Genomic DNA, 21531 nt, shown 5'->3' on the forward strand with positions numbered 1-21531 from the left:
AATAATTGTATTTTATTATTTGTTCGTCTGGCGTAATTTTCTGGGCATGGCCTGACGCCCAGATCATTTACAGGATTCCTCACCATGAAAAACCGTGCCTTTTCCTTTTCCTGGATCCGTTGTACTGCTGCCCAGGTATCGCTGCTCGGGCTGGCATCGCTCATGATCGCGACGACACCTGCCCGTGCGGAAATGAGTACGCTCAGCCTTCCCCTTGTCGGCACCTGGACGCTGGTCAGCGCCGACGTGCAGCACACAGACGGCACGCGCACGCACGACTACGGCCCGATGCCGAGAGGCATGCTCTTCATCGATGCACAGGGACACTATTCGCTGCAGATCTTCAACAGCGAACGCAAGCCGTTCGCATCCGGCGACAGGGATACCGCGACGCCGGACGAATACAAAGCTGCCGCGCTCGGCCTCAGTTCGCATTTCGGCATGCTCAGTGACGACCGTTCGCGCATGGCGCTGACCTTTCATATCCACAAGGCCTCGTATCCGAACTGGGAAGGCACCGAACAGGTCCGCATCTACGAGTTGAAGGACGGTGAACTGAGCTATCGCGTGCCGGCGCGCGCCAATGGCGACGTTCCGATATCCGTCTGGCGTCATCTGAACTGAAGCGCTACGTCCTTCAATGACTCAACGCATCGCCACCGTTATGAATGCACCGCTCGCCCCCGCTTTGCTGGCACCTGGCCTTGGCGCCCGGATTCGCACGCGTCGAAGGATCATCAACCATACGCTGGAGCAGACTGCGACAGCCGCGGGTATGTCGACCTCGTTTCTCTCTCAGGTCGAGCGGGATCTGACGACGCCCTCAGTGAGGTCGCTCGCGAAAATCGCTGAAGCGCTGGATATGCCGATGCAGTACTTCATCGACACCGCGGACGCCTGCGTATCCCGTTCGCAGCAGCGGCAATGCTTCGGACTCGATGGCTCGGCCTGTTCGTTCGCGCATCTGACAGCGCCACTACCGCATGGGCAGTTGCAGAGCATCCTCGTGCGGATGCCGGCGGGTGCGCAACAGCCCGCCATCACGACTCATGCTCTTGAGGAATCCCTGTTTGTGACCGCCGGCGAACTCACGCTTTCGCTGGAAAGCGAAACCCTCGTGCTGCACGCCGGGGATGCGGCGTACTACCGGTCGAACCAGGTGCATCACTGGTCGAACGGCAGCGCCGTGGAAACTACCGTAGTCTGGACAGGCAGCCCTCGGCTCCTGTAGCGCCATGCCGCGCCGCTGCGAGCCTTGCGGCCGCAGCGGGAATCGAACGCGGTTCGGGCTGGACCCGATCGCGCTCGAACATCTCCTGACGCAGTTCGCCATGCGCATCGAACCACTGGCAGATCAGCCATTCGCCCGGTGCCGGCGCGACCGCACCCGCGTAGGTCACCGTCATACGCGGGCCGCCGGTTTTGAGCGTGACGACATCGCCCACCTTGAAGGCGAGCGATACGTCGATTGCGTTAGGAGCGGCGGTAAGCATTGAAATCCCCGTTACTGGAGCGTTGCGCGAGGCGCGTTATACCAGACACGCCACGTCGTTTAAATCACCCTTTGCCGAAGACGTTCGACCGGCATGGATTTTTAAAGATTGGCGAAGACTAACAAACCAGATTTCCGTTCGGCAAGTGCTTTTTATTAATATCGTTTCCATGGCCGGGAAGTTTGAAACGGTGTATCCCGACCCCGGTTCATTTTCGGCCGAATCGTTACCCATAAAGGATAACCGACCGGTCGGCGTATATCTTGCCCCCTCGATTCGAACGCGGCAGAATTTACTTTCCCTCAATGTTCCCCAGCGCAAAACATGCCGATCATATTCCTCGTTTATGCCAATATGATGTAAATCAAGAATTAACGGTTTTTTTAGATCAATAGCATTATTGGGTATTTACCCTTAATGCTCCGGCACGGTGCCGCTTTGCAACCTATGGGGTCATTCAGCCCGCAACCGGTGCGCTTCGCTGCAACGCGATGCGCTGATGGCGCACGAGCAACGTGCTCAGCCCGATGCAGATCGCCATCATCACGGCGTTGATCGCGAGGCTCGACTGGAATGCGTGCGCGTAGCCCTCCGGTGTCGAGCGACCGGCAAGCACGCCAAAGAACGCGCCGCTGATCGCCGCGGTACCGAATGCCGAACCGATCTGCAAGGTCGACGACACGACACCCGATGCGAGCCCCGCCTTGGCAGGCTCGACTTCGGCGAGCACGATGCGCACGATCGACGGGAACACCAGGCCGTGGCCGATACCCGCGAACACGAGACCGGCATAGAACAACAGGTCGGGCGCTTCGGCCTGCATCGAGGCCCATCCCGTGACGGCGAAACCGCCCGCCAGCAGCGTGAAGCCGAGTGTCAGCACATGACTGCCGATATACCGCACCACCGCGGGCGAGGTCAGCGGTCCGAGCACGAAGCCGATCGCGAACGGCATGATGGCGATGCCGGAGGCGAGCGATGTCCAGTGCAGGCCGGTTTGCAGATAGATGCCGTAGGTCAGGAAGAACGCGCTGTTGCAATAGAACAGGAACGCGAGCACCAGCCCCAGCGAAAACGCCGGATTGCGGAACAGCAGCAGATCGACCAGCGGATGACCGCCGGCTCGCTCGACGCGTTTTTCCGTCGCGACAAACCATGCGAACGCGGGCACCGCGAGCGCAAACATCGCGAAGGTCCACAACGGCCAGCCGGCTTCGCGTCCATGTGTCATCGGGTAGATGACGAGCAGCAGCAACAGCGACAACAGCGCCACACCTTTCAGATCGACACCGGTACTCGTCGCCGGACGATTCTCGGGCACGAACTTCCACGTACCGAGGAACGCCAGAATGCCGATCGGCACGTTGAGCAGAAAAATGATCCGCCAGTCGAGACCGAACGGCCGATAGGTGATCAACGCGCCGCCGCCGAGCTGCCCAACAATCGACGACAGACCGAACACGAAACCGTAGATGCTCATCACCTTCGTTTGCCGGTGCGCCGGTACGACAGCACGGATGGTCGCGAGCACCTGCGGCGCCATCACCGCGGCCGCAATGCCCTGCACGATCCGCGCGAGCACCAGCATGTGGCCGCTCGTCGCAAAGCCGCACATCGCGGACGAAATCACGAAGCCGGCCATCCCCGTGAGAAACACCTTGCGCCGGCCGAACAGATCGCCGAGCCGGCCGCCGGTGATCAGCAGCACGGCGTACGCCGATGCGTATGCGGAGACGATCAGTTGCAATTGCGCATCGGTGGCGCCGAGGCCGGTATGGATCGCCGGCAGCGCGAGATTGACGATGAAGTAATCGAGCGGCGCGAGGAATGCGCCGATGAACAGTACGCCGAGCGCGAGCTTGCTGAGTTCGGTTGGCGCGGCGTGCACTGGCGCGCTTGTGCCGCGCACGGCAACGCCATTCGGCGTCGATTTGACGCATTCGCTATTCATGACTATCCGTTCAAGAATTAGTGAAAAAAATTCAGACGAGCGCGCGCATTGCAATGTCCACGACGGCTCCGAGCTCGCGCTCATCGCTTTTGACCTTGCCGAGAACGCGCAGCCCCTGCGTAATGCACAACAGAAAATCCGCCACCGATTTTTCATCGAGCCGGGAGTTGAATACGCCGCTCGCCTGGCCGCGAATCACGGCCCCGGCGAGTAGCGTCGCAATGCGCCGCTGGATCGATTCGATTCGTTCGCGCACCTCCGCGTCCTCGATCGACATTTCCAGTGTGGCATTCGTGATGAAGCAGCTCCGTAATCCCGTCAACGACGACGCCACCCGCGTGTGGTGCAGCAAGGCCTGGCGCAATGCCTCGTCCGGCGGCAGGTTGGCATTCAGGCGCTCGCACAGCCGCGCGATCGAACCGTCGGCGTAGTGATCGAGCGCGGCGAGCATGATGCCGCGCTTGTCGCCGAATACGCCATACAGGCTGCCGCGCAGTACGCCGGTCGCCTTGCAGAGATCGTCGATCGAGGTTGCGTGGTAGCCGTGACGCCAGAACGTGTGGCTCGCTTCGGTCAGCACGCTGTCCGTGTCGAACTCGCGCGGACGGCCGCGCACGCAGACATCGGATGGCTTTTTCGGGGAGGTGGCTTGACTCATGAGCCGAAGTTTATGACTGCACGTTCAAGAATTCAAGCCAAACGGTGATCAACCCTGCTCTCAGTAGGCCATCGGTGCGTCGGAGCGTTGAAACGCCGCGGTCTGCCCGTTACGGCGCGGGCCAGGTGCGCGCCGCCGTCGCAAACAGCTCGTTGACCTGCTGGTTATTCGCCGCTTCGGCCGAATAACCGAACGTGCCGTGATCGCGTATCTCGTGCGCGGCGCGCATGAACGCGCCAAGCGCCGCACGGGCCAGTGAGCCGCCCACGCTGACCCGCTTTACACCGAGTGCGGCCAGTTCGTCGAGACTGAAGAGGCTGCCTTGCAGTCCCATCAACACATTGACCGGCCGCTCGAGTGCCGCGGTGACCGCCGCGATGTCGTCGCGGGTTTTCAGTCCCGGTGCGTACAGCACGTCGGCGCCGGCTTCCTGATACGCATGCAGACGACGGATCGTGTCGTCGAGATTGGGCCGGCCGACCAGGTAGTTTTCAGCGCGCGCCGTCAGCGTGAACGGAAACGGCAGACTGCGCGCCGCTTCGACGGCGGCGCGCACGCGCTCGACCGCAAGATCGTGCGCGTACAGCGGGTCGTCGGGACGGCCGATCGAATCCTCGATCGATCCACCCACCACGCCCGCGGCCGCCGCACGGTGAATCGTTTCGGCGGCATCTTCGGGGCGGTCGCCGAAACCGTTCTCGAGATCCGCGCTGACCGGCAGGTCAGTGGCCGCGACGATCTCGGCGAGATGCACCATCATCTGGTCGCGGCCGACCGCGTTGTCCGGCAAACCGCGTGAAAACGCGTAGCCGGCGCTGCTGGTCGCGAGCGCCTTGAAGCCGGCAAGGGCGAGCAACCGCGCGCTGCCGATGTCCCATGGGTTCGGAATGACGAATGCGCCAGCGGCCTGATGAAGGGCCGCGAAGTCCTGCGCCTTTTCTGCCTGCGATTTCATCTGGAGTCCGTGATCGAGGGGTTGGTTGATCGAGTGAGCGCGGTTGTGCGGTTGGGCACGCATCGCCATCGCCGCCGCTGAAAACAGGCGAGCACCGTGCCCGCCTGCGATGTAGAACGCCGCGTCAGGTTTCGAGCTTCGCATCCATCGTGATGGTCGCCTTCAGCACTTTCGATACCGGGCAACCAGCCTTGGCATCGGCGGTCGCTTTCTCGAACGCAGCCTGGTCGCCGCCCGGAATCTTCACCGCGACATCGAGATGCACCGCGGTAATCGCGAAGCCGCCGTCGACCTTATCGAGCGTAAGCGTCGCAGTCGTGCCGATGCGCTCGGGCTTGATACCGGCCTTGCCCAGTTCCGCCGACAGCGCCATCGAAAAGCACCCTGCGTGGGCCGCTGCAATCAGTTCCTCGGGGTTGGTGCCGATGCCGTTCTCGAAGCGAGTCGCAAACGAATACTGGGTGTCCTTGAGGACGCCGCTATCGGTGGAAATTGCTCCCTTGCCGTCCTGCAGGCCGCCTTGCCAGACCGCCGATGCCTTGCGCTTCATCTCACTCTCCAATAGGAACCGTGTCTGCACAACGACGCGTTTGAATCGATGCCTGCCGCAGCGGCCGCGCCCTGATTCCGCGGACCGGCATCGATCGCGTGACGCTGCGCACGACATGGCGCGGGCGTGGACCGAACTTCATCATAGGCGGTTCTCAATGCAGCGTTGTGACCGCCGCGCGGATACACGGACCGGCCATTGATGCAATTCCCGCAAGAATCTATATCCGGATCTCGGCTTTTTGCGGCTTGCCTTACGAAATACACTCGCCGCAACAGATCAGGCAACGGTGTGACGTCATTCGAGCCGGTCTGATCAACAATCGATCATCGGAGGTCACCATGAAGTCGCTTATTTCTGCAGTTGTCGTCGCCGCTGCGCTGGCAGTGCCTGCTGTGTCGTTCGCGCAGCAATCCGATAGCACGGTTACGCGCGCGCAGGTTCGCGCCGAACTCGTGTCAGCGCAACAGGCGGGTCTGCTGAGCCAGCCTGATCCGGTCTATCCGCGTAACGCCGCGAACGTTCAGACAGTTGCTTCGGTTACGCCGCAAGGGGAGACGGCAGTTGGCAGCGCGGCAGTGAGCCGGTCGCAATGGGGCGTGCGTACGGCGCCTGATCAAGGGATCTTTGCGACGTATCGTGGGCAGTGAGCCGCGGCTGTAGCGGCAGCCAGCAACATGCACATGAACAAGGGGATGCAACGGAACACGTTGCATCCCCTCTTCACATCCGCACAGGCGAAGGCGTGAGTACATAAACTCGCCGCGATCACCCCGCAGCAGTTTCGACGTGCACAGGATGCCCCGCAGCGCGCGCCATTTCGTCCTCGTGATGCATGAGGTTCATCGCCGTGTGGACGAGCGCCACATGCGAGAACGCCTGCGGAAAATTACCGACGAGCCGGCCCGCCACCGGATCGTATTCTTCAGCAAGCAAGCCGAGATCGTTCGACAGCGACAGCAAACGCCCGAACAGCCGATGCGCATCGTCGATGCGACCGAGCAACGCGAGATTGTCGACGAGCCAGAAGCTGCAGGCGAGGAACGTGCCTTCTCCAGGCGGCAGCCCGTCGTCGTATTCGGTCGTCCGGTAGCGCAGCACGAGGCCATCGTGCAGCAGCTCGCGCTCGATCGCCGCAACGGTGCCCGCGATGCGCGGATCCGACGGCGGCAGGAAGCCGACGATCGGCAGCATCAGGATGCTCGCGTCGAGTTCATCGCTGCCATAGCTCTGCGTAAACGCCTGCTTCGCCGGATTCCATCCCTTCTCGCACACATCCGCGTGAATCTCGTCGCGCAACGCGCGCCAGCGTTCGAGCGGTCCGGGCAGGCCGAACTTCTCGGCGGACTTCAGCGCGCAGTCGAACGCGACCCACGCCATCACCTTCGAGAACGTGAAATGGCGGCGACCGCCGCGCGTCTCCCAGATCCCTTCGTCCGGTTCGCGCCAGATCGTTTCGAGGTGCGCGAGTAGCGAGCACTCCACCGACCAGACCGTATCGTCGGCCTGCAATCCGCCGACGCGCGCAACGTGCAGCGCACCCATCACCTCGCCGAACACGTCGAGCTGCAGCTGGTTCGCGGCTCCATTGCCGACCCGCACCGGCTTCGATTCCTCGTAACCCGGTAGCCAGTCGAGTTCGATCTCGGGCAACCGACGCTCGCCCGCGATGCCGTACATGATCTGGATCTGCTCGGGCGAGCCCGCCATGACACGACCGAGCCAGCTACGCCACGCGCGCGCCTCGTCGTAGTGGCCGCCGCGCATCAGCGCGAGCAGCGTGATCGTCGCGTCGCGCAGCCAGCAGTAACGGTAGTCCCAGTTGCGCGTACCGCCGATGTGTTCGGGCAGCGACGTGGTCGGCGCGGCGACGATGCCGCCTGTCGGTTCGTACGTGAGCGCCTTCAACGTGATCAACGAACGCCGTACCGCGGATGCGTAACGACCCTGCACCTGGCAGCGCTCCGACCATTCGAGCCAGTAGTTCTCAGTGAGCGCGAGCAACGACAGCGGATCGCGCGCAGGCGGCACGCGCAGATGCGACGCCGAGTAGGCGAGCGCGAACGGCACACGCTCATCCGCGTGGACCGTGAACTCCGCAACGGTCGCACGCAGGTGTTCGCCGGAGAGCGGCACCGGCGTGCGCAGCACCACAGTATCGGGACCCGCAGTCGCCTTCATCCCCGTTTCATGCGACAGCTGCGTCACCCACGGGATCGAGCAGCCGTAGTCGAAGCGCAGTACAAGCTCCGTGCGCATCTTCATCGCGCCGCGTCTGCCAACGAGGATCCGCACCAGTTCCGACCAGCCGTTATCGGGCGGCATGAAGTCGATCACCGTGACCGCTCCGTCGGCGCTTTCATAGTCGGTTTCGAGAATCAGCGTGTCGCCGCGGTAGCGACGCGTGGTCGCTGTGACGTTGGCGTCGTCGGCAGGCGCGAGTAGCCAGCGGCCGTGCTCGGGCGTACCGACAAGTGCGGCAAAACAGGCGCCGGAATCGAAACGAGGCCAGCACAACCAGTCGACGGAACCGTCGCGCGAAATCAGCGCTGCGGTGTGTCCGTCGCCGACGAGCGCGTAGTCTTCGATGAAGTTAGCCATGGATGTATTCTTTTGTAGCCCGGAAGACGCGAACGATCACAACCGCGCATAGCGGCGCAATATCTCGCCGACGACACTAAATGCGTTGGAAATGGCCGGAATATCGTGATTGAAAAACAGGAACCCGTGAGGCAAACCGGGCAATCGCTGCACCAGTGTTTCGACGCCCGCGGCCGCCAGTTGCAGCGCATAAGCTTCGCCGTCATCGCGCAGAGAGTCGTATTCCGCGGTCAGTACGATCGCCGGCGCGAGCGACCGATGGGATTCCGCCAGAGCAGGCGAAACATCCGGATTAGCGATGTCTGCCGCTTCGAGCCCATATTGGGCGCACATGAACTGAGCGCTCTCGAGCGTAATGTCCGGCCACTTCGCTTCGCGTATCAGAGGCGAAGTCAGACGCATGTCGGTGGGGGGATAGATCAGGCATTGAAACAGCGGCTGCGACTCGTTTCTCGCCGCGCGGCGCAAAACGACCGCTGCAGCCAGGTTGGCGCCAGCGCTCTCCCCGCCCAACGCGATCAACGCCGGGTCGCACCCAAGTTCCTGCGCATGGCTGATTGCCCAGGAAAAGGCCGTGTCGCAATCATCCAGTCCAGCCGGAAAACGATGCTCCGGCGCGAGCCGGTAACCCACCGCCAGTACCGGGTAGCCCGATTTCTTCGAGACCCACGCGCACATCGCATCATGTGTATCGAGATCGCCCTGGAACCAGCCGCCTCCGTGGATAAAGACGAGCAGATGGTTGCTCAGCGCATGGTCCGGACGATAAAGACGGACAGGTACGTTCCCGGCGTGAAAGTCTTGCGTCGCAACCCCGTCAGGACGAAGAAAGGTATCTCCCAGCGCGCGCATCCAGGCACGAACCTGGGGTATGACTTCAGGGGTTAGCGGTACGGGCGGTGTTGCATCGAGCAACGCCGCCAGGTCGGGATCTAAGGGCATTCCGTCTCCTAGCTCATGTTCTAGATCGATATTTCGTATGAAATGTTATCGATGTCATTTCTGGAAGTCAAGGCCGGAACAACGATTCGCCAGCATCAGTGATGCTTCGATAGACTCCCTGTTTCCCGCTATTGTCAAACGAAGCAAAGCATGGTCTGATGCCTGCACTCGAATTTACCGAGCATCCAGTGATGAGAATTGATATCGATGTCATACACCACATCCGATGGTAAAAACCTGCAGCCGCCAGCACTTGCCGGCTGGGTCAGCGAGGAAGCGCAAGCGCACTTTGCGACGCATGTTGCCGGGATCGTCACTCCGCCGGGCGACATTGCCGCCATTCGCGCGCACTACGACGCGATCAATCACGCTCGTGTCGAAATCGCAAAGCAGCTCTACCCCACTCGCGTGGAACGACAGGTGCTGAACAGTGTGCCCGTCGATGTCGTGTCACCTCTCGGGCAACCCGATAACGGGCGTCGCCTGATCTGCCTGCATGGCGGAGCGTTTATGTGGGGCAGCGGCGCTGGCGCGCTGGTGGAAGCCATACCGGTCGCCGCGGTATCCGGTTGTACTGTCATCGCAGTGGACTATCGACTGGCTCCCGAGTACCTGTTTCCCGCCGCAACGGACAATGTCGTCGCGTGCTACCAAGCCCTTCTGGAAGACCGGCCTGCGACCCGTATCGCCCTTTATGGCAGTTCGGCAGGCGCGATGCTGAGCGCTCAGGTGGTCGCGCGACTCATTGCGGACGGTACGCCCGTGCCCGGCGCGGTCGCCATGCTGCATGGGGCCGGGCTGGACCTGGACGGAGACTCAATGGCCGTCGCCGGCTATCTGAACGGGATGGCGGCGCAGGGCATCCCTGCACCCCGCCCCGTACTGCCCTACCTGGCAGGCACGCATCCTGGCGACCCGCTTGTCACTCCCGGCGACCGTCAGGCTGTACTCGAGCACTTCCCGCCAAGTCTGCTCGTGACCGGTACGCGCGATTTTGCGGCGAGTTCGGTGTTCACGATGCATCGTCGATTGCACACGGCGGGCGTGCCTGCAGAGCTGGTGGTATTCGACGGCCTGTGGCATACGCATCACGTCGATACCGCGTTGCCGGAGTCACGCGAGGTGTTTGAACTGCTTGGGCGCTTCTTTGCCATGCACCTGACGTAGTCCTGCTATCCGATCGTTGAGGACCGGACGACCAGGTCGACCGGCAGCGGCCCCGGAACCTCGGACTCGCGATTGTTGATAAGGCTCAACACGACTTCGACCAACGCACGTCCGGCAAGGGCCCAGTCCTGCCGGACCGAAGTGAGCGGCGGAACATTGCTCAAGGCAATCGAGCTGTCGTCGTAGCCGACGACGGCGACAGCGCCGGGGATCGCGACGCCACGTGCAGACAATGCGTCACAGGCGCCGGCAGCGATCTGGTCGCTCGCCGCGATGACCGCATCGAACTGCACGCCGTCGTCCAGCAGGTCCGCTATCACACGCTGGCCCGCCGGACGCGAAAAATCACATGCGGACGCCTTGACGAGCATCGCTGAACTCTCGGCCAGCACGCCACGCACCCCATCGAGACGACTCGCGACTTCTGGATGCTTTGGATTGCCCAGAAAAACAAAGCGCTTGCGCCCGATCTCCAGCAGATGACTCGCGGCCAGTTCGCCCCCTTTCCGGTTGTCGCTGCCCACTACCGCCAGCCCCGTGTCTCCGGCATGCCCCCATATGACGGTAGGCAGTCCGCACGCGGCGACTTCGGCGGCGCGTCCGCCGCGCTCGCCCTGACCCAGCATGATGACGCCATCGGCGGACACGTTGTTTGACGCCAGAAAGAGGTCGCTCGTTGTTACCAGCATGACGTGATCGATCGCCGCCAGCGATTCCAGCAGGCTACCCAACACCAGCAGCAGGATGGGGTCGGTGGCCGGCCGGTCGCCGTCGACGAGCTTCTCGATCACGACCGCGATGGTGTGCGTGCGCTGCGTGCGCAGGCTGCGCGCTGTCGTATTGAGGCGGTACCCAATCTCACGCGCCACTTCGGCGATCCGCTCACGAACCTCTGGACGAACGAGATCGCTATCCCGCAGCGCGCGGGACACGGTGATTTTCGACACGCCAGCCAGCTCGGCGACCATTTCCATGGTTGGCCGTTGATGAGCCACATCGCTGACTTTAGGGGCGGCCAAAACGTACTTGCGTTTCGACATAGGGAGAGAGATCGCTGTATATCAAGTAGTGGGTGTAGGACGGCTGGCTGACTGCGCACCTGCTTGCCCGCCGTCATGGTCCCGATATCATAGCACCCTGATATTGTTAGACCAAATGGCGTCCCGGCGAGTCGTCAATCCCGCCCATGACGCCGCACCAACCTCCATATTGACGCCAGACTGGCGCGAACTCATCTCACAAGGGCAAACCCGTAGAGCCAATTTCGATGTATCTCGATAGACTATGTTATCGATGTCATTTGCAGTACAAACACGACGCAGGAGACAATCATGGCGGCCACCATCCCGGACCCGCAACAGATGACCCACACAACTTCACTCCCCGGTGACCGGGTAGCGGGAAGACAGCTTGCAACAGGTGTTTCGCTGCTCTATCTGGCGCTGTACTTCCATTTCGGCTTCTTCGCCTGGATGCCCGTATGGCTCAAGGATGCGGGCTCCTCCGCGACCGAGATCGGCACGCTGATTTCGATCCCATTGATCCTGCGCATCCTGACCGTTGCGCCGTTCGCCGCGTGGTGTGGGCGGCACGGCCGGGTTCGCAATGGCATTGCGCTGACGGTATTGAGCGCCGCGGTCATCCTCGTATTTTTCCCGCAAGCAACGACACACTGGAGCCGGCTCGCGTTGTTCCTCGTCTTCTCGATCATCTGGGATCAGATACCGGTGCTCATGGACGCGTACGCGATTCTGACCGTGCGCAGTCGAAAGCTGGATTTTGGTCGCCTGCGTGTCTGGGGTTCCATCGCGGTAATTGCCTCGAGCGGCCTTGCAGGTTGGGTCATCGAAAAACTGGGCATCAAATCGCTTCCGTGGGCAATCGCTGTCCTGCTGCTGTTCCCATTGGCGATTTTGCCCTTGCTGCCACGCGATAGCGCGCTCGTACACGCATCGCCGAATGGCGGTGGCAGCTGGCGTGAAATCTTTCGCGACCGGACGCTGATGTCCGTCCTCGTCACCGCTTCGCTCTTGATGGGTAGCAGCGGCGTGATCACCGGCTTCGGATCGATTCAATGGAAAAGTGCGGGCATTCATGAAAGCACGATCGGCATTCTCAATGCGATTTCCGTGTCGTCCGAAATCGTTATTTTCACGTTCGGGGCAAAGCTACTCGGGAAACGCGACCCGCGAATCATGATGGTGATTGGCGCCCTGTTTAGCGCCTTGCGCTGGGCGATCATGGCAACCTCCCCGGCTCTGCCGATGCTCGTTTTTGCACAGATTCTGCAGTGCTTCCTCGTCGCGGGCGCACTCCTCGCTCCGGTCCTGATGATCGCCAGCCGGGTCGAGGACATCCTGGTCCCCAGTGCGCAAGGACTGTATGCCGTTTTGCTTGGCGCGACGCTCGCAGCGGTGATCGCAGGCTCGGGATGGCTATGGCAGCTCGGACCGGCAAAAGCCTATCTGGCTATGGCTGTCCTCGCGTTGCTGTCGCTACCGGTTCTCGCATCGTCGTGGCGCCGCGCCGCGGCTTAAGGGTGAATTCGAATACCAGTTTCGTCGCGAGCGAATCATTCGCGAATACATGAAGTGAACGCCTCTTGAATCGGGCTTAATTTCCAGAATAGGTGGGGGGAGACTTGAATAAATTAACGTGCGCTCGCATGGTGCCTACGCTTGCACTGACGCTTTGTTCGCTGGCCAATTCGAATAACGCCGCAGCGCAGGCGGCACAAGATTGTCAGCAGTATGACCAGTTTGTTCCTCGCGGCGGCGTCGACCCCATTCCGTCTCCGTGTCAAACGGTAGATCCGGAACTGGGTGGTTTGCGCAAGGCACTGGCCGCAAATGGGATCGGAATTTCCGTTTCTCTTGCCGGTCTCGTGACTTACAACCTGAGAGGCGACGGCGGAACACCTCAACAGCTTTATTCGGGACAAAAGCCGACCTACAACAGCACGTTCTTGCCGATGTTTACCTACGATCTCGGCAGACTCGGTCTCAATCAAGGCTCCCAGTTCACGTTCAAGCCGGTATTCAACTACAACTCATTTCGCGGTAATGGACAGACTGGTTTTTCAGCCAACCAGCTCTCCGTCTACCTGCCCTTTTTCGACAATAACGTAATCGTTCAGGCCGGGTTCTATTACGCTGCTTCCGTTTTTTATGGAACCAATATTGGCGACATTGCCGGAGCTGCAATTTTAGGTCCGAGCAGCACACTGCCGTTTGCGACAGGCATTCAGGGCTGGCTGCCAACCCCGGCCCTGGACATCACGACATACTTTGGCGACAAGCATTTCTACAATCACTTCGGCGTCACGCGGAGTGCAGATCCCGTTGATCCACTATACGAATGGAACAACAACCGGTCCGGACTTAACCCCTACGTCAAAGGCGGTCGACCAGCCTTTATCGACGAAGTGGGCTACAAGGTAAATCCGGCTCCCGGGCAGAGCAAGGTGTGGTTCCGTGCCGGCGCGATTTACAACACGTCGGGATTCCCGACGGTGAATTCGATTCATACCCAGCCTTATCTATCGGGAAGCTATACGAATCGAAACTATGGGTTCTACGGGATTCTCGACTATCAACTTACCCAGCCCAATGCGGGCCTTCCGTTTCAGGGGTGGTACGTCAACGTCAAGGCCGATTACGGCTCTCAATTAGTCAATGTTTTCTCGTCCGATGTTGGATTGACCCTCTACAAAATTGGGACCTTTGCCTCAAGACCGTTTGACCTGTTTTCGCTTTCGGTGGGCCGGAACTTCATCAGTAGTGACTTCGTCGACTTCGCCGATTCAGCGGGAATCGGCGCAACACGGGGTATCACGACCGCGTCGGTGAGCTACGCGTTCCTGGTCAAACGCGGTATCTACTGGAACAACGCGTTTCTTTACTCGAGCACACCGACGGTTGCGCCGCAGCGCAAAGCGGCGCTCAGCATACTCAGCTCGGTGACGCTCGAGTTTTGATGGAGGTAGAACAGGACGCGCTAGCGCGCCTGCCTTGAAGGCTACGAACGCCCCGGTCGATGCAATCGACCGGGGCTTTTTCGTTGCACGTTGCGGCCGCGGGTAATTGAGCCCCCAGGGTCGCTTCGACAATCACCGTGGCAAGCCGCTAACGCTACTCCGCGAACGGCAAAGACACCTGCCCTTGCGCACGCATATCGAACACATTCAGCGTCATCGCCACCAGCGCGTAATAGCCGAGCAGCGCAACCAGATTGATCGTTACCGAGTGACCGAAGCGCTCGACCGTTTGCGCGTAGGTCGCATCGGACACGCGCTTCGTGTCATAGAGTTCGCTGACGAACGCGTAGATCAACGCGTCGTCGGCATCCGCGAACGCCGGACGCGTCCCCGCCAGCAACGCCTGTGCATCCTCTTCCCGCACACCGGCCTGCAGCGCGATCGGATAGTGGATGTACCACTCGGCCTGCGCCTGCCAGCGCACGGCTGTCACGAGGATCGCGAGTTCCGACAGGCGCAGCGGCAGCCCCGTGTGATACCGGCAGAATGCGCCGAGGCGCTGTGCATGCTGCGCGAGTTCCGGGCTATGAATCCAGCCGAGAAACGGACCGTTCAGATTGCCGCGCGGCCCGGACAGGATTTCATCGAGCACGGCTTTCTGTTCGGGTGTTGCAGCGGCGGCGTCGAAGTGCGGAAGACGATCGGTCATAGCAGGGCTCATGAGGAAGGTTCAGGACGCAGGCAACGCAGCATCGATCGCGTCGGTCAGGCGTTCGACGATCGTATCGATGTCGCGTGCCGTACAGATGAACGGCGGTGCAAGCAGCACATGATCGCCGATCTTGCCATCTACGGTGCCGCCCATCGGATACACCATCAGCCCGCGATTGAACGACTCGTTGCGAATCGCCGCATGCAGTTTCAGCGCGGGATCGAACGGCACTTTCGTCGCCCGATCCCGCACCAGCTCGACGCCGACGAACAGTCCGCGACCGCGCACGTCACCGATATGCGGATGCTGCGCATAGTGCGTGCGGAGTTGCGCGCGCAATTGCTCGCCGCGCGCCCGCACGTTCGCGAGCAGGTTGTCTTCGGCGATCACGTTCTGCACTTCGAGCGCCGCCGCGCACGCGGTCGCGTGACCGATATATGTGTGGCCATGCTGGAAGAACCCGCTGCCACCGACAATCGCGTCATAGATCTTCGCGCTCACGAGCGTCGCACCGATCGGTTGATAACCCGCGCCGAGCCCCTTCGCAATGGTCAGCAGATCGGGCGCGACGCCGTCTTCGTCGCACGCATAGAGATGGCCGGTGCGGCCCATACCCGACATGATTTCGTCGAGGATCAGCAGCACGCCGTAGCGGTCGCACACCGCGCGGACCTTGTGGAAATAATCGCGCACCGGCGGCACTGCGCCAGCGGTCGCGCCGACCACGGTCTCCGCGATGAAGGCGGCCACTGTGTCGGGACCGAGCGTGAGGATCTTCTGTTCGAGTTCGTCGGCGAGGCGTTGCGCATAGGCTGCGTCGGTCTCGTCTGCGTGCCGTTCGCGGTATGCGTAGCAGGGGCTCACATGGTGTGTCTCGATCAGCAGCGGCAGAAACGGTTCGCGCCGCCACGCATTACCACCGATCGCGAGTGCGCCGAGCGTATTGCCGTGATAGCTCTGCCGACGCGCGATGAAATGGCGTCGCTGCGTCTGTCCAGTCTCGACGAAGTACTGACGCGCGAGCTTCAACGCGGCTTCGATGGCCTCCGAACCGCCGGACACGAAGTACACATGCTCAAGCCCTTGCGGCGCCGCGGCGACCAGGCGGTCCGCCAGCGCCTCAGCCGGTTCAGTCGTGAAGAACGATGTGTGTGCGTACGGCAATTGCTGCGATTGCCGCCTGATCGCCTCGATCACACGCGCATTGCTATGCCCGAGGCACGACACGGCAGCACCGCCGCATGCGTCGATATAACGCTTGCCAGCGGCATCGACGATCTCGATGCCGTCGCCAGCCACGGCGACCGGCAGCGTTTTCTTCGGCATACGGTGAAATACGGTGGACATGGCGCTCCTCTTCTTAAATCACCACACGATGCATATTTATACATTCGCACAACGTTTGTTGTCAAATAGAACGCCACTATCCGCTGCAGATCACTCCACGCGAATAGCTTCAGGAAAGATAAGCGCCCTTCGAATGAAACGCGTGCTCGGCCTTTTCGATCTGCTCCACGGCACGCGCGCCTTCGAGTGCCAGCAGATGCGCAACCAGCGATTCCGCAATCGCCGTTGCTGCCACCAGTGAAGGGAAAAACGACGGGCTGTCGTGTGAAAAGATCAGCACCTTGTCGGCATGCAGTGCGATTGGCGACACCGCGCTGTCGGTGATCGCGATCAGCCGCCCGCCCTTCTCCTGCACGGCCTCGGCCACGCGTGCCGCTTCGGCGGAATAAGGCGCGAAACTGATGACGATCGTCGCGCTGTCGCGCTGGACACCATGCAATTGCAATTCGAGCGTGCCCGCTTCGCCGTTGAGCAGCGACACCGATGGGTGAAACAGCCGGTACCCATATACCAGCCCGAATGCAACCGAATAGCATGAACGAAAACCGGCCACATGGACATGCGATGCGCGCCGCAACAGACGCGCCGCTTCGACCGTTGCGCGCGCGTTGTGCGCGGCCGTCAGTTCGAGATTGTGCTGCTGGGCGATAAGCAGATCGTGTGCGAGCGCATCTTTCGCACTGGTCTTGACGAGCGAGCGCGCCTTGCTGGTGAGACGCTCAGGCCGCGTGCGCACGCGCGCGACGAACAACTCACGCAACTCGTTCCAGCCCGGAAAACCCAGTTGCTGCGACAGCCGAACGAGTGATGCAGGCTGCACCTGCGCCCGCTCGGCCACCTTACGCATTGACGACACCGCGACTTCATCCGGATGATCGAGCAGGAACGCCGCACCCATCTGAAACTGCGGACTCAGTTCGGCAAAACGTGTGCGGATCAAAACGGCAAGCTCGTCGAAGCTGTCTGGCATGCGGTGTACCGGTGGTGGTGGACGACAACAAATGTTACCACCGGCGCCCGTGCGGGCTTGTGCACCCGGCAAACGTCTTCGCCGCAGCAGGCAGCGTATTTACAGCAACGCAACGACCCGCACATCCCCCTGTTCCGCCGACGCGACCACCTTCCCCGCCACCCGCCGGAACGTGATCGTCACCGACGCATCGCCCACCCGCAGATCGCCGACTTCGAGCCAGTCGATGCCATCGGGCAGCATCGGCTGTTCGATCAGGACCTCGCGCTTCGCGGCATCGATCGTCATGCCGAGGCATGCTTCGAGCATCATGAACGGCGAGCCCGCCGCCCACGCCTGCGGCAAGCAGGCGACCGGGTAGGCCGTAGGCGGTTCGCCGCGCCGGCGCGGGAAACCGCAGAACAGCTCGGGCAAACGCATGTCGAAATTCACCGCGGCCTGAAACAGCGCCTGCAATAGACGCACCGCGGCCGCCTTGCCGCCGTAGCGCGCCGCGCCGCGCGCACATAGCGCGTTATCGTGCGGCCAGACCGAACCGTTGTGATACGCCATCGGGTTGAAGTGCGGTTGCCCCGCGGCCAGCGTGCGCACACCCCAGCCGGTATGGAACAGCGTCGACTCGAGCGCACGCGCCACCGCTTCGCCGCGGCTGCGTTCGGGCAAGCCGAACGCCAGCAGGTGCCCCGCATTCGACGCGAGCACGCGACACAGTTCGCCGTGACCATCGAGTGCAATGCCGTAGAAGCCTGCGTCTTCCATCCAGTACTTATCCTCGACGCACGCGCGAATCGCTTTCGCGCGTTGAGCGTAGTCGGCGGCATCGCCGGTCAGGCCGCGCAGCGTCGAGAAATGCGCCATCGTGTCGAAAGCGGCGCTCGCGTACGCCTGCACTTCGACGAGCGCAATCGGCCCATCGGGAAAACGGCCGTCTGCATGGAACACCGAATCGTGACTGTCCTTCCAGCCCTGGTTAGCCAGTCCGCCATCCGATTCGCGCTGATAGTCGAGCAGCCCGTAACGGTTTTTGTCGCACACGCCCTTCACCCAGCCAGCCGCGCGATCAAGCGCGGGCCACAGTTCGTCGATCAGTGCGAGATCGCCGGTACGTGCTGCGTAGGCGCCCGCCAGCACGATAAAGAGCGGGGTCGTGTCGACGCCGCCGTAGTACTGCGCGAACGGGACTTCACCGGTCGCCGCCATCTCGCTCTTGCGCATCTCGTGGATGATCTTGCCGACCGCCGCGTCGCGGAACGCCGAGTTCTCGCGCGCCTGGTGCTCGGCCTGAAAGCGCAGCACACCGGCCGCGAGCGACGGCTGCAGCCAGAGCGTTTGCAACGACGTAATCACCGCATCGCGGCCAAACGGTGTCGAAAACCACGGGATGCCAGCATACGGATAGGGACCGGACGCGAGATCGGTAGTCAGCAAGCCGAGGTCAGCCTGCGAGCGGTCGATCCACGCGTTGAACAGCGGATTGCTCGAATGAATACGCGCAGACGCGCGGCGCCGCTCGCGCATCACCAGGTGCGCATCGACGAGTCCCGCGCGCACGGCGGCCCGGCCCACGCGCGGACGCGCCGCATCGATCTGCGACAGATGCGCACCGCTCAGGTAGTGAAGCGGCTGCTGGACACCGGCGCTCGGCGCGTTGGCCTGCGCTTGCGTCAACGCCCTGACCTGCACCGACACCGACAGATAGATCGATACGCAGGCTTGCGCAGGCAGGCTTACCGTGTAATCGGCACGTCCCGCAAGCAGGTTGTCCGGCGTCGGCGAGAACGCGATCTGCACGCGACGTTCTACATTGTCGAGCCCGATGTAGTTAAGCAGTACCTCGCCATTCTCGACGCGCGCCGGCTCGTAGGTGCCATGCTTGTCGCGCTTCAGGCCGCGCACTTCGAACATGTCGCGGAAGTCGCTGGCGAACGAAATGGACAACGGCACTACGGCGTCGCTCGTGCCGTAGTTGGTGAGTTCGATCGCTTCGTTGAGCACCGTACCCGACAGCACGCGCACGCGCTCGACGTGAATCACGCCTTCCGGGGTACTGGTACCGCCGAGCAGCGGCAGCGGCCGGTTGGTCAGATGCGCGGTAAAGGCTGCGTTATCACTGCTCACGCTGCCCGACAGCAGCGACGGTGCGCGGCCGCCAAAAGTAAGCCGCAATTGCGACAGCACGCGCGTGTCGTTGACGAACAATCCGTCGTCGCGACCGGTGATGTCGCCTAGCGCATCGTTGACGATGAAGGTGTCGCCGGATTTCAGCACGTACTGTGCCGGGCTCGCGACGTTCTGGTTTTCGGGTGCGATGAATGCGTCAGGTGCGGGTGTCGCTGCGGCCGGTGTTGCGCCGCCCGAGTGCGTCAGTCCGCCGAGTGCTTCTGGATCCTGCATCAGCTTGCTCCTGTGCTGTTGGCCTTGTTGCGATTGTAGAGGGTATGAGGCCAGCAGAGGAGTTTCGTTCCTTATGCACACGAATGCACACGAGATGCCGTAAACGAAACTGCCGCGCAGCAGCGCGGCAGTCGAACCACAACGGTCACACGAGGCCACCCACTCGCCTCGTGCAGGCAAAACTCCTAGCGCTGCGCGATCGGCTTCGCTTCGCGCGACGTTTCGCCGACGAACAATTGCCGCGGACGGCCAATCTTCTGTTCCGGATCGGCAATCATCTCGTTCCATTGCGCGATCCAGCCCACCGTGCGCGCCATCGCGAAGATGCAGGTAAACATCGACGTCGGAATGCCGAGCGCACGTTGCACGATACCCGAGTAAAAGTCGACATTCGGATACAGCTTGCGCGACACGAAATAGTCATCTTCGAGCGCGATCTTTTCCAGCGCCATCGCGAGCTTGAAGAGCGGGTCGTCATGCAGGCCCAGTTCTTCCAGCACTTCGTAGCACGTCTCGCGCATCAGCTTCGCGCGCGGATCGTAGTTCTTGTACACCCGGTGACCGAAGCCCATCAGCTTCACGCCTGAATTCTTGTCCTTCACCTGCTTGATGAACTCGGGGATCTTGTCGACCGAACCGATTTCTTCGAGCATGTTCAGCGCCGCTTCATTCGCGCCACCGTGTGCCGGACCCCACAGGCAAGCAATCCCCGCTGCGATACAGGCAAACGGATTCGCACCCGACGAACCCGCGAGCCGCACCGTCGATGTCGACGCGTTCTGTTCGTGGTCTGCATGCAGGATCAGGATGCGGTCGAGTGCACGCACCAGCACGTCGTTGACCTTGTACTCTTCGGCGGGCGTCGAGAACATCATCTGCATGAAGTTCGCGCTGTACGACAGATCGTTCTGCGGATACACGAACGGCTGGCCGATGCTGTACTTGTAGGCCATCGCAACGAGCGTCGGCAGCTTGGCGATCATGCGCGTTGCCGAAATCTCGCGATGCCGCGGGTTATTGATGTCGAGCGAGTCGTGATAGAACGCCGACAACGCACCGACCGCGGCAACCAGAATCGCCATCGGATGTGCATCGCGCCGGAAGCCGCGGAAGAAGATGTGCATCTGTTCGTGCACCATCGTGTGCTTCGTGACGGTCTCGACGAATTCATCCTTTTGCTGCTGGTTCGGCAGTTCGCCCGTCAGCAGCAGGAAGCAGGTTTCGAGAAAGTCCGCGTTCTGCGCGAGGTTATCGATCGGGTAGCCGCGGTACAGCAGTTCGCCCTTGTCCCCATCGATATACGTAATCGCCGAGTTGCACGACGCCGTCGACATGAAGCCCGGGTCGTACGTGAACTTGCCGGTCTGGCCGTACAGTTTGCGGATGTCGATCACGTCCGGGCCGAGCGTGCCCTTGTAGATCGGCAGATCGATGGCGTCGCTACCATCGGAAAACGTGAGCGTTGCGTGTGTCGTCGAATCGTTCATCTGCGTTCCTTTATTTGTTGCACCGGTTTTGTCGCACCGACCGGTCACATCGATGATTACGGCGCATGCGGGCCGGGACCGACCCGCGTTGGCAATGCATTCTACGGCGCGCGCGTCCGGTTATTGGATCGATCGCGCACAACAAACCATCTCGCCCGACGCAACACTCGTTGCCGAAGATGTCCTGGGGGTGTCCAGGACATGTCGGGAAAATGAAACCTGCACGCTGCGTGCAACAGTGTTTTGCCGGCCGCGACCTGCACAGGCGCGTCCGCTCTGACATACTGAAGTCGTGTTTTGCTTCCCCTCGCAAGCACATTGTCGTTTC

General features: G+C 61.5%; 19 protein-coding genes. 6 read left to right on the plus strand and 13 right to left on the minus strand.

The annotated features are described in order from the left end of the window. The first annotated feature begins 84 nt into the window (after positions 1 to 84). Entirely contained in the window at positions 85 to 624 is a 540-nt protein-coding gene (locus tag BWP39_RS23060; protein WP_096724417.1) for a lipocalin-like domain-containing protein, read from the plus strand. Positions 625 to 640: 16 nt separating this feature from the next. After that, positions 641 to 1231 carry a helix-turn-helix domain-containing protein gene (locus BWP39_RS23065; RefSeq protein WP_207557057.1) on the plus strand — a complete coding sequence of 197 codons (591 nt, stop codon included), beginning with the start codon at positions 641 to 643 and terminating at the stop codon, positions 1229 to 1231. Here BWP39_RS23065 and BWP39_RS23070 read toward each other — a convergent pair. The 5 genes from BWP39_RS23070 to BWP39_RS23090 form a co-directional block, all read right to left on the minus strand. Beyond that, complete coding sequence (locus tag BWP39_RS23070) at positions 1194 to 1493, minus strand: YodC family protein (protein ID WP_096724421.1); 300 nt, start codon at positions 1491 to 1493, stop codon at positions 1194 to 1196. The genes BWP39_RS23065 and BWP39_RS23070 overlap by 38 nt on opposite strands. Positions 1494 to 1950: 457 nt before the next feature. Further along, positions 1951 to 3444, minus strand: a complete 1494-nt coding sequence (locus BWP39_RS23075; protein ID WP_096724423.1) for an MFS transporter — start codon at positions 3442 to 3444, stop codon at positions 1951 to 1953. Positions 3445 to 3475: 31 nt separating this feature from the next. Continuing rightward, on the minus strand, positions 3476 to 4102 hold the full coding sequence (locus BWP39_RS23080; protein ID WP_096724426.1) for a TetR/AcrR family transcriptional regulator: 627 nt from the start codon (positions 4100 to 4102) through the stop codon (positions 3476 to 3478). Between the two features lie 109 nt (positions 4103 to 4211). Continuing rightward, positions 4212 to 5057, minus strand: a complete 846-nt coding sequence (locus tag BWP39_RS23085) for an isocitrate lyase/PEP mutase family protein (RefSeq protein WP_096726112.1) — start codon at positions 5055 to 5057, stop codon at positions 4212 to 4214. A 124-nt stretch (positions 5058 to 5181) separates the two neighbouring features. Continuing rightward, a complete protein-coding gene (locus BWP39_RS23090; protein WP_096726113.1) occupies positions 5182 to 5607 on the minus strand; it encodes an OsmC family protein in 426 nt (141 codons plus the stop codon). Positions 5608 to 5948: 341 nt separating this feature from the next. Here BWP39_RS23090 and BWP39_RS23095 point away from each other — a divergent pair, with 341 nt between their 5' ends. Further along, a complete protein-coding gene (locus BWP39_RS23095) occupies positions 5949 to 6257 on the plus strand; it encodes a DUF4148 domain-containing protein (RefSeq protein WP_096724428.1) in 309 nt (102 codons plus the stop codon). A gap of 118 nt (positions 6258 to 6375) precedes the next feature. Here the strand turns inward: BWP39_RS23095 and BWP39_RS23100 are convergent, their stop codons facing one another. Both BWP39_RS23100 and BWP39_RS23105 read right to left on the minus strand, forming a co-directional pair. Then, on the minus strand, positions 6376 to 8208 hold the full coding sequence (locus BWP39_RS23100) for a glycoside hydrolase family 15 protein (protein ID WP_096724430.1): 1833 nt from the start codon (positions 8206 to 8208) through the stop codon (positions 6376 to 6378). 36 nt (positions 8209 to 8244) lie between these two features. Further along, the gene (locus BWP39_RS23105; protein WP_096724432.1) at positions 8245 to 9150 is read right to left on the minus strand and encodes an alpha/beta hydrolase; all 906 of its coding nucleotides are present in this window, start codon (positions 9148 to 9150) and stop codon (positions 8245 to 8247) included. Positions 9151 to 9357: 207 nt separating this feature from the next. Here BWP39_RS23105 and BWP39_RS23110 point away from each other — a divergent pair, with 207 nt between their 5' ends. Next, a complete protein-coding gene (locus BWP39_RS23110) occupies positions 9358 to 10317 on the plus strand; it encodes an alpha/beta hydrolase (protein WP_096724434.1) in 960 nt (319 codons plus the stop codon). A 5-nt stretch (positions 10318 to 10322) separates the two neighbouring features. Here BWP39_RS23110 and BWP39_RS23115 read toward each other — a convergent pair whose 3' ends face one another. After that, positions 10323 to 11357, minus strand: coding sequence for a substrate-binding domain-containing protein (locus tag BWP39_RS23115; protein ID WP_096724436.1), 1035 nt, complete (start codon positions 11355 to 11357; stop codon positions 10323 to 10325). 291 nt (positions 11358 to 11648) lie between these two features. Between BWP39_RS23115 and BWP39_RS23120 the strand changes: the two genes are divergently transcribed. Both BWP39_RS23120 and BWP39_RS23125 read left to right on the plus strand, forming a co-directional pair. Beyond that, positions 11649 to 12854: an MFS transporter gene (locus BWP39_RS23120; protein WP_096724438.1), complete on the plus strand. Its 1206-nt coding sequence runs from the start codon at positions 11649 to 11651 to the stop codon at positions 12852 to 12854. Between the two features lie 128 nt (positions 12855 to 12982). After that, positions 12983 to 14293: a carbohydrate porin gene (locus BWP39_RS23125; protein ID WP_096724440.1), complete on the plus strand. Its 1311-nt coding sequence runs from the start codon at positions 12983 to 12985 to the stop codon at positions 14291 to 14293. A gap of 154 nt (positions 14294 to 14447) precedes the next feature. Here the strand turns inward: BWP39_RS23125 and BWP39_RS23130 are convergent, their stop codons facing one another. From BWP39_RS23130 to gltA, 5 genes are all read right to left on the minus strand, one after another. Further along, positions 14448 to 15002: a carboxymuconolactone decarboxylase family protein gene (locus BWP39_RS23130; protein WP_096724442.1), complete on the minus strand. Its 555-nt coding sequence runs from the start codon at positions 15000 to 15002 to the stop codon at positions 14448 to 14450. 21 nt (positions 15003 to 15023) lie between these two features. Beyond that, complete coding sequence (locus BWP39_RS23135; RefSeq protein ID WP_096724444.1) at positions 15024 to 16352, minus strand: aspartate aminotransferase family protein; 1329 nt, start codon at positions 16350 to 16352, stop codon at positions 15024 to 15026. A 109-nt stretch (positions 16353 to 16461) separates the two neighbouring features. Next, the gene (locus BWP39_RS23140) at positions 16462 to 17322 is read right to left on the minus strand and encodes a MurR/RpiR family transcriptional regulator (RefSeq protein ID WP_096724446.1); all 861 of its coding nucleotides are present in this window, start codon (positions 17320 to 17322) and stop codon (positions 16462 to 16464) included. A gap of 99 nt (positions 17323 to 17421) precedes the next feature. Then, a complete protein-coding gene (locus BWP39_RS23145) occupies positions 17422 to 19716 on the minus strand; it encodes an amylo-alpha-1,6-glucosidase (RefSeq protein WP_096724448.1) in 2295 nt (764 codons plus the stop codon). A 185-nt stretch (positions 19717 to 19901) separates the two neighbouring features. Beyond that, entirely contained in the window at positions 19902 to 21203 is a 1302-nt protein-coding gene (gene gltA / locus BWP39_RS23150; protein WP_096726114.1) for a citrate synthase, read from the minus strand. Positions 21204 to 21531 lie beyond the last annotated feature (328 nt).

The sequence above is a fragment of the Paraburkholderia acidicola genome (genome assembly GCF_002362315.1).
GTDB lineage: Bacteria > Pseudomonadota > Gammaproteobacteria > Burkholderiales > Burkholderiaceae > Paraburkholderia > Paraburkholderia acidicola.